At 68.3% G+C, this 6,471-nt stretch carries 5 protein-coding genes; 2 read left to right on the forward strand and 3 right to left on the reverse strand.

What is annotated here, in order from left to right; all coding sequences use genetic code 11:
• The first annotated feature begins 19 nt into the window (after positions 1–19).
• Together V7Q48_RS18190 and epsC are read left to right on the forward strand one after the other, a co-directional pair.
• Positions 20–871 carry a shikimate 5-dehydrogenase gene (locus tag V7Q48_RS18190; protein WP_333840666.1) on the forward strand — a complete coding sequence of 284 codons (852 nt, stop codon included), beginning with the start codon at positions 20–22 and terminating at the stop codon, positions 869–871.
• Between the two features lie 80 nt (positions 872–951).
• On the forward strand, positions 952–1,893 hold the full coding sequence (gene epsC, locus V7Q48_RS18195) for a serine O-acetyltransferase EpsC (RefSeq protein WP_333840668.1): 942 nt from the start codon (positions 952–954) through the stop codon (positions 1,891–1,893).
• A gap of 30 nt (positions 1,894–1,923) precedes the next feature.
• Here the strand turns inward: epsC and V7Q48_RS18200 are convergent, their stop codons facing one another.
• The 3 genes from V7Q48_RS18200 to V7Q48_RS18210 all read right to left on the reverse strand — a co-directional run bounded on the left by V7Q48_RS18200 (position 1,924) and on the right by V7Q48_RS18210 (position 6,193).
• Entirely contained in the window at positions 1,924–2,505 is a 582-nt protein-coding gene (locus tag V7Q48_RS18200; protein WP_333840670.1) for a DUF805 domain-containing protein, read from the reverse strand.
• Positions 2,502–3,833, reverse strand: a complete 1,332-nt coding sequence (locus V7Q48_RS18205; RefSeq protein WP_333840672.1) for a M28 family peptidase — start codon at positions 3,831–3,833, stop codon at positions 2,502–2,504. Before V7Q48_RS18205 ends, V7Q48_RS18200 begins: the two co-directional genes overlap by 4 nt.
• A 65-nt stretch (positions 3,834–3,898) precedes the next feature.
• Positions 3,899–6,193: a ribonuclease R family protein gene (locus tag V7Q48_RS18210; protein ID WP_333840674.1), complete on the reverse strand. Its 2,295-nt coding sequence runs from the start codon at positions 6,191–6,193 to the stop codon at positions 3,899–3,901.
• Positions 6,194–6,471 lie beyond the last annotated feature (278 nt).

Below are 6,471 nucleotides of genomic sequence, written 5' to 3' on the forward strand. Positions count from 1 at the left end.
CCCACTGCAGGACCCGCCCATGACCAAGCCCCCGATCGGCCGTGACACCCGCCTGTGCATGTCCCTGTCGGGGCGACCCGGCAATGCCGGCTCGCGCCTGCACAACTATCTCTACGACGCGCTGGGGCTGGACTATATCTACAAGTCGTTCTCGACGCGCGATCTGCCCGCCGCCGTCGCCGGCATCCGCGCGCTCGACATCCGCGGCTGCGCCGTGTCGATGCCGTTCAAGGAAGCGGTCATCCCGCTGCTCGACACGATCGAGCCGTCGGCAGCCGTGATCGACAGCGTCAACACCATCGTCAACGACGATGGCCATCTCACCGGCTATAACACCGACTACACCGCCTGCCGACAGCTGATCGAGGCCAGCCCGGCCGATCCGTCCAAGCCCTTTGTCCTGCGCGGCAGCGGCGGCATGGCCAAGGCCGTCGTCGCGGCGCTGCGCGATGCGGGGTTCCGCCATGGCACCGTCGTGGCCCGCAATGCCGAGGCCGGCCCCGCCCTTGCCGAGCGCTATGGCTTCGCATGGGCGGCTGAGCTGCCGGGCCAAGGCGCACCGCTGCTCGTCAACGTGACGCCGCTGGGCATGGAAGGCGCCGATGCCGGTGCGCTCGCTTTTCCCGAAGTGCAGATCGCCGCTGCCGATGTCGCGTTCGATGTCGTCGCGCAGCCGGCTGACACGCCCTTCATCCGCGCCGCGATCGCGGCCGGCAAGCCGGTGGTATCGGGCGCCGAGGTCATCGTGCTCCAGGCGATCGAGCAGTTCGTGCTCTACACCGGCGTGCGGCCATCACGCGACCTAGTCATCGCCGCGGCCCGCTTTGCGCATGGCGAGGCCACGGCCGAACGCCTCGCGGCGGCGTGCTGACGAAGGGCACCCCCTTTTCGCCGTCGCGTGCTTTCCTATATGATGCGACAGGTTCAGGATAACGATGAGGAAATTGGGCGATGGGCAGGGCTGACGTGGAGCTTCCCGAACCGCCATATGCCGTGGACGATGTGGTCGCCGGCCTGCGTCATGCGCGCGAGGACTGGCGCGACCGCCGTCGTGCGCAAGGCGAATACGGCGAAGTCGGCTTCCCCTCGCGCCATGCGCTGGGCCGGATCATCGACGTGCTCGGCTCCGCGCTGTTCCCGCGCCGGCTCGGACCTTCCGAAGTCACCGCCGCAAACGAGGACATCTTCGTGTCCGCCAGCCTGCAGTCGGCGCTGCCACTGCTCGCAGCGCAAGTGCGGATGGAACTGCACTACACCCATCCCGAACATTGCCAGGTCACGGTCGAGACGCGGGTCGAACGCATCGTCACCGCGCTCGCTGCGCGCCTGCCCGAGATTCGTCGCCTGCTCGACAGCGACGTCGAGGCCGCGTTCGACGGCGACCCCGCCGCGCGCTGCGTCGACGAAGTGCTGCTGTGCTATCCCTTCGTCACGGCCGTGCTGCACCACCGCATCGCGCACGAGCTTTATAACCTGGGAGCACCACTGGTCGCGCGGATCATCGCCGAGATCGCGCATTCGCGCACGGGGATCGACATTCATCCCGGCGCACAGATCGGCGAGAGCTTCTTCATCGACCACGGCACCGGCGTGGTGATCGGCCAGACCGCGATCATCGGCAAGCGCGTGCGCATCTACCAGGCGGTGACGCTGGGGGCCAAAAGCTTCAGCACCGATGAGGAAGGCCGCCTGGTCAAGGACGAGCCGCGCCATCCGATCATCGAGGACAACGTGACGATCTATGCCGGCGCAACGATCCTCGGGCGCGTCACCATCGGCCGCTGCTCGGTGATCGGCGGCAATGTCTGGCTGACCCGTTCGGTCCCGCCGGGCAGTCAGGTCCGCCAGATCCAGCCGAGCGTAACGGTCGAGGCCGGGGATCCCTGCGACTAAAAATGGGGGGCCGCTTCGGCGGCCCGCCTTTCAAAAGACGCTGTCGCGGCCCGCACCATAGCGGTTTGCGCCCGGCGTCGATTTGCGCACACCCAGCGCAACGACGATCGCGATCGCAGCCCAGCCGAGCGCGGCCAGCCCCCAGTTGGTGTGGGCCAGAACCGTTTCGCCGGGATGATCACTGCTGGCATTGATCGCCAGCATCGCCCGCTCGGTCTGCTCAGGCATCGTCGCGATCACAACCAAGTAGAGCGCGCCGGGGACCAGCACCAGCCAGCCGGGCAGGTTGCTGTCGTGCAGGCGGCGCACCAGCGCCGCCGCGAGCAGCGCCATCGTCAGGAGGCCGACGACGATCCCGATCATTGCCATCTGCGGCATGATCGCGGCAACGTCTGCCTGCATCGTGCGCACGGTGGCTTCGGCCCCGCCGCCGGAAACCGCCGAGCGCACGCTGCGGCTGACCACCGAGCCCATCAGCACGATCGACGCCGCGGTCCCGGCCAGCCAGCGCAGGATGAAGACGAACAGGACATAGTACCAGAACGTGCGACGATCATCGCGCCCGCTGAAGGTGACGAGGCCGGAAAGCCCCCGGCGAATGGCTTCCATCATCGTTGCGTATCTCCTGTGTTGCTCGCGTTAGGCCAGGCACCACCCGGAACGGCGGAAGCAACCGGACTGGCAGCGCCGTTCGCGGCGATTGCGCTGACGCCGAAGAACCAGTCGTCGCCGCGTACGCCCTTGAGCACGGCAAGGGTATCGCTGGTCACCGTTACAGGCTTTGCCGGCCACCCCGGCGCATCAGTCGCGCGCTGGTACACGGCATAGCGCGCCGCCCCGGGCACCGGTGCCCAGTTCACTTCGGTGAAGGTCTGCACGGCGGCCTTGACCGTCGCGGTCGGCGGCAGCGGCGCCCGTGCCAGCGCCGCAAGGCCAGCGACGTTCAGCCGCGTCACCTTGGCCAGATAAGGGAAATCCATCGCCGCCACGGTATCGCCATACTCGACGCCGTTCTCGGCCCGCAGGTCCTGGTGCTGGCGGTCATAGTTCTCGACCGCCACGCTGAAGCGCACGGCGGGATAGCCCAGCGCCTCGAAAGGCAGGTGATCGCCGCCGCGCCCCATGCGATCCGCGCGCCAGACCTGCCGCACCGCGAGGCTGCCCTTGCCGGCCGGCGCCAGCGAGGCGATCCAGCGCGACAGGTTGCGCGAGGGGCTTTCGTTCTCCCCGCCGATCGCGCGCTGCGCCTTGAGCAGCGCCGCGTCGCCATCGCCGCGCGGGCCTTCGGAGAAGACGCGCACGTGGGCATCGTCGACCAGTCCGTCGGACCCGCGCGAATTCCCGACGATGTCGTTGTTGAACATCGCCTTCACCGTCCAGCCTTGCGCCTTGGCGTAATCGGCAAGCAGCTTGCCGCCATAGAGGCCCTGCTCCTCACCGCTGAGGACGGCATAGACGATGGTCGTCGGGAAACGCTGCCGCGACAGGACACGCGCGGCTTCGAGTACCAGCGCGGTGCCCGAACCGTCGTCGTTCGCGCCCGGCGCATCGCGCGTCACGTCCATCACGTCGGAGACGCGGCTGTCGATGTGCCCGGCGACGATGACCACCTCGTTCGGCCGCTCGGTGCCGCGCTGGATCGCGACGACGTCGACGATGCGCGTCGGCGTGGGTACGCGCTCGCCGGTCACCGTCTGCTCGGGCAGGACGACCTCGAGACACTGGCCGCAGGCGGCGCCGGTCTTGCGGAACTCGCCCTCGGCCCAGCGCCGCGCGGCGCCAATGCCGCGCCTGGCGTCGGTATCGGACGATAGCGTGTGCCGGGTGCCGAAGCCGACCAGCGTTTCCACATCGTGGCGCAGCCGCTCGGGCGAAACCTCTTGTGCGTGGACAGGCAGGGAAAGAGCGAGAAGCGGCAGGGCCGTCAGAAAGCGCGTCATGGCACCGGAGACTATCGAAATTTTCGTGCGCCGCCAGTGCCAAAACCCTCAGGTCCAAAGCCGCGTCAGCGCTTGCGCCCTTGATGCCGGATGTTGCCCGGACGACCGCGCGGCCCGACCATATGCTTGCCGCGCACCTTGGGCTTGACGTCGAGCTTGCTGCCGCGCCGCTCGATCCGCTGCACGCCCTCGGCGACATCGACCGGCTCGAACTTGAGCGCGCCGGTCAGCGGATTGGCTTCAGCCAGCCGCAGCTTGAGGATCATGCCCATGGCGAATTCCTCGCCGCTGAGCTCGCCCACCAGCCGCTGCGCCTTCTCGTCGTAGGCAAACCGCTCGGCGCCCAGCGTCGAGATCGGCACAAGGCCATCGCCGCCCAGCCCGATGATCGTGGCGAAAAGCCCGAACTTCTGCACGCCCGTCACGCGCGTGTCGAAGACCTCGCCCACGCGGCTCGACAGCCAGGCCGCGACATAGCGGTCGGTCGTCTCGCGCTCGGCCGCCATGGCGCGCCGTTCGGCCTCGCTGATGGCATCGCTGACCCGCGACAGGTCGCCACGGTCGCGATCCGACAGGCCCGAGGTCGCCGGAATGGCATGGTCCGCCGGGCGCGGCTGTTCCAGGCCATAGGCATCGACCAGCGCGCGATGGACCAGAAGATCGGCATAGCGGCGGATCGGCGAGGTGAAGTGGGCATAGCTTCCCAGCGCCAGGCCGAAGTGCCCGGCGTTGCGCGGGCCGTAATAGGCCTGGGTCTGGCTGCGCAGCACGGCTTCCATGACCAGCGCGCGCTCGGCCTCGTCGGTCACGTCCTTGAGCATGCGGTTGAACAGCCCGGGGGTGATGACCTGCCCCAACGCCAGCTTTCGCCCGAAGGTCGACAGATAGTCCTTGAGCGCCAGCAGCTTCTCGCGGCTCGGCGGCTCGTGGATGCGATAGACCACCGGTGCGACCTTGGCTTCGAGCGCCTTGGCCGCCGCGACATTGGCCGCGATCATGAAGTCCTCGACCACGCGATGCGCGTCGAGCCGCTCGCGCAGTGCGATCTCGGCGATGCGGCCCTGCTGGTCGAGCACGACGCGCCGCTCGGGCAATTCCAGCGCCAGCGGATCGCGGTCGTCGCGCGCCTTGTCCAGCAGGCGCCACGCCTCCCACAAGTGCACGAGATGCACCTCCGCGCGATCCTCGTCGATCCGCGCCTGCGCTTCCTCGTATGCGATCACTTCATGGATGCGAACGAGCGCACGGGTGAAACGGAAATCCTTGATCCTGCCGTCGCCGCCGATGGTGAGATGGCAGGCCATCGCGGCGCGATCGGCGCCCGACTTGAGCGAGCAGACCTCGGCGCTGAGAATCTCGGGCAGCATCGGCACGACGCGGTCGGGGAAATAGACCGAGTTGCCGCGCTTGCGCGCGTCACGGTCGATCCGGCCGCCGGGGCGCACGTAGAAGCTGACGTCGGCGATGGCGACCACCGCGCGATAGCCGCCCTCGCCGTCTGGCTCGGCCCAGATCGCGTCATCGTGATCGCGCGCATCGCTGGGGTCGATCGCGACGATCGGCAAGTGGCGCAAGTCTTCGCGCGCGGCTTCGGACAGCGGCATGGCGGCCGCCGCCTGTGCTTCCTCCAGGGCTTCGGACGAGAACGCGAAGGGGATGCCATGCTTGTGGATGGCGATGAGGCTGAAGGCGCGCGGCGCGAGCGGATCGCCCAGCACGGTCGTGACCTTCATGCCCGAACGCGGCGTCCGCCCGGCAGGCTCTGCCAGCACGAGCTGTCCCGCCTCGGCGCCGCCGAGATCGGAAATCGGCGCGGCATGACGCTCGCGCTTGTCGATCGCGGCGAGCCAGCCCTTGCCCGCGCCGTCGATCTCGATCACGCCCATGACCTGCTCGCTGGCCTGCGGCAGCTTCTTCATGGGGTGAGCCAGCCACTTGCCGGTCCCGGTCCCGCCGACTTCCTCGGTACGCGCCAGAATGCGGTCACCGGGGCGCAGCGCGGCCTGGCGATCCTTGGCCTTGCCGCGCGGCTCGATCACGCGCAGGCGCGGCGGCGGACTGGCGTCGTCGGGCTGCCAACTGTCGGGGATGGCGAGGACATGCCCCTCGTCGATCTCGACCACGCGCAGCACGGTCACCTTGGGCACGCCGCCCATGGCATGGAACGCCGTGCGGTTGCCGTCGATCAGGCCCTCTTCGGCCATGTCCTTGAGCATTGCCTTGAGCGCGATCTTCTCGGTGCCCTTGACGCCGAACGCCTTGGCGATCTCGCGCTTGCCGGCGGGTTCCGCGCTCTGCGCGATGAAATCGAGCACCTGCTGGCGCGTGGGGAGCCCCTGGGGGAATTTGGTCTTGACCATCCCTGCGCATTTGGGCGCTTGCGCGGCAAAGCGCAACCTCGGTGCGGGGATGCGCTGGGCTCGTGCCCTTTGACAGGCTCAGGGCGAACGGGATTTGCGGACTGGCGTTCTCAACCTCCGTTCGTGCTGAGCTTGTCGAAGCACCACGCGCAGCGCTTGCCGGCCCAGCCCTTCGACAGGCTCAGGGCGAACGGGGATCGGCGGAATAGGGATCTTGAACAAACCCCGTTCGGGCTGAGCCTGTCGAAGCCCGAACGGGGTTTGTTCAAGATCCCTAT

It is taken from the genome of Novosphingobium sp., assembly GCF_036803765.1.
Taxonomy (GTDB): domain Bacteria; phylum Pseudomonadota; class Alphaproteobacteria; order Sphingomonadales; family Sphingomonadaceae; genus Novosphingobium.

Excerpts from the sequence above, each read along its gene's own strand:
- V7Q48_RS18190 (WP_333840666.1), top strand. The coding sequence starts at position 20 with ATGACCAAGCCCCCGATCGGCCGTGACACCCGCCTGTGCATGTCCCTG.
- epsC (WP_333840668.1), top strand. The coding sequence starts at position 952 with ATGGGCAGGGCTGACGTGGAGCTTCCCGAACCGCCATATGCCGTGGAC.
- V7Q48_RS18200 (WP_333840670.1), bottom strand. The coding sequence starts at position 2,505 with ATGATGGAAGCCATTCGCCGGGGGCTTTCCGGCCTCGTCACCTTCAGC.
- V7Q48_RS18210 (WP_333840674.1), bottom strand. The coding sequence starts at position 6,193 with ATGGTCAAGACCAAATTCCCCCAGGGGCTCCCCACGCGCCAGCAGGTG.
- V7Q48_RS18205 (WP_333840672.1), bottom strand. The coding sequence starts at position 3,833 with ATGACGCGCTTTCTGACGGCCCTGCCGCTTCTCGCTCTTTCCCTGCCT.